Source organism: Microcoleus sp. OTE_8_concoct_300 (assembly GCF_031383065.1).
Classification (GTDB): domain Bacteria; phylum Cyanobacteriota; class Cyanobacteriia; order Cyanobacteriales; family Microcoleaceae; genus Microcoleus.
In genome coordinates this window covers 1-1,704 of the sequence record NZ_JANMZH010000531.1, presented here as the reverse complement: position 1 = coordinate 1,704, position 1,704 = coordinate 1, and the positions used below count along the sequence as shown (strand labels likewise).

Sequence of the window (1,704 nt, the reverse complement as noted above, 5' to 3'; positions counted from 1 at the left end):
GGTTGCGGGAATTGGGCGTAGATCCTGATGCTGTGTAGGAAATTGGATGAAGTACGTGAAGCGAAGCTATCCCGAAGGGAATCGCCCTTGACGTATCTCAATCATCTAGCGGCAAGTCGCGCAGGAAATAAAAGCGATCGCTTTGCCAATTGTCTCCTTTAATTCGCCCTAAGTAACCAGTCAGCGGTGAAGCAAGCTCTATAGTCAAATCCTTTACTGATTCGTTTGTCAGCTTAGAATCAGTGGCGGCAAATGTAGCATTGTATTGAACTTTAATCTCAACAACCGTTGGAAAGTCGCTATCTGAGCAAAGTTGTTTCACTGCTTGTATGATTTGCGATCGCAGCCTAATTTCTCTTTCAAGTTTCTGAATATAATCATTAATTCTGTCGTCAATTTGCCGCCCCATTTCTAGATAGGGCTTGAGTTCAACTAAGTTGACAGCACCTGGATATTTAGCTTTTAACTCAACTAGCTTCTGTAAAGTCATGGCATTGATAATACTAATTTTCCATTCTTGTGCTGCTTTCAACATATCCCCCGAAGGATTGCCAGGGCCAATTACTAACTTGGTAGATTCTAAAAATTTATCCCGACTTAAGTGCATTCCTCCCAGTTTAATCAATTCCTCAGCAGTTCGACTGGGGATAAGTTTACCCGCCTTACACTCACCAACTAAGGGATAGGGTTTGGAGCAAAATAAATCTAAGCCACCAGCACCGCCTTTGTAGGCCTTCTCAATCTGGAATCCTAAGAATTCAAGGCTTTGACGTGTGATATTCTCAAAATCGGTGCCTGCTTGATAGTTGCTTTTTTTTTCTTCTAGTTCTATGCTGCGATTGCCTAAAGCTGCGATCGTTTTAATCCAATCTAAATCTAGATCTGGTTTTGCTGCTGGTAAATTTTCAGACCAACCTAGAAATATTTTAATTTCTGCGTCTAGTTGTTTGGCTTTTGGGTTGGTGGTGGATAAATGCACTAATGCACTTTGCAACTCTTCTAATTCGGGATGTTCAGGAGGCTCTAGTTTTTGCAGCTTTTGACGGCGTTTAGCAAAGATAGACTCGCTCAACACAGGCGTTGAATCAGTAACATTTAGAGACTTTGGCAAAGGTACAAAATTGCCGCTGGGATGCACAGACATTTCTAGCGGCTGAGGTAGCAGATAAACCCGCAGGTAAGCTACAAAAATAAAAGGACGCTGCTGGAGAATTTGCTGTAATGCCTCTGTTTTCCAGACTGTTAACCGCGACAAAGCCTCTAAAGATTCCGCCTCATTCACCATTTGGCACAATTCGCACTTAGCCCAAGCTTTGATCGAAACTTTATCTGAATTTAACTGAGCAAGTGCCTTTTGAGCAACGGGTAAAAAATGCGATCGATAATATCGATCGCAAGGCAAATCACCTGAAACATTGCCAGGATAGAGTGCATATTGTTCTCCCGGATTAAACGTTCGCCACACTATAGCTGCAATCATTCGCCCTTGAATTAAAGCTTCTACGTCTGGGGCCGACAAACGGATAGCCCTGTCAATGTTGACTAGCGACATAAGAGTATTTTTGCCAATATGAAATTGATAGTTTATGAAGCCTTAATTAAATTGGCTGAGTAAATTATCGCACGACTTATCTAATTCTTCGGACTCCGATAAGTCATCCATAATAGACTCCGCTACAGTTACGGGTTCATCTTCAATCAGAT

At 42.0% G+C, this 1,704-nt stretch carries 1 protein-coding gene; it reads right to left on the bottom strand.

Annotation, left to right across the window (positions count from 1 at the left end; all coding sequences use genetic code 11):
• Positions 1-97 precede the first annotated feature (97 nt).
• Positions 98-1,552 (bottom strand): DUF1802 family protein, encoded by a 1,455-nt coding sequence (locus tag ACUVJL_RS24590; RefSeq protein ID WP_445248232.1) that lies wholly within the window; start codon positions 1,550-1,552, stop codon positions 98-100.
• Positions 1,553-1,704 lie beyond the last annotated feature (152 nt).

Coding starts and splice junctions, on each gene's coding strand:
- ACUVJL_RS24590 (WP_445248232.1), bottom strand. CDS start 1,552: ATGTCGCTAGTCAACATTGACAGGGCTATCCGTTTGTCGGCCCCAGAC.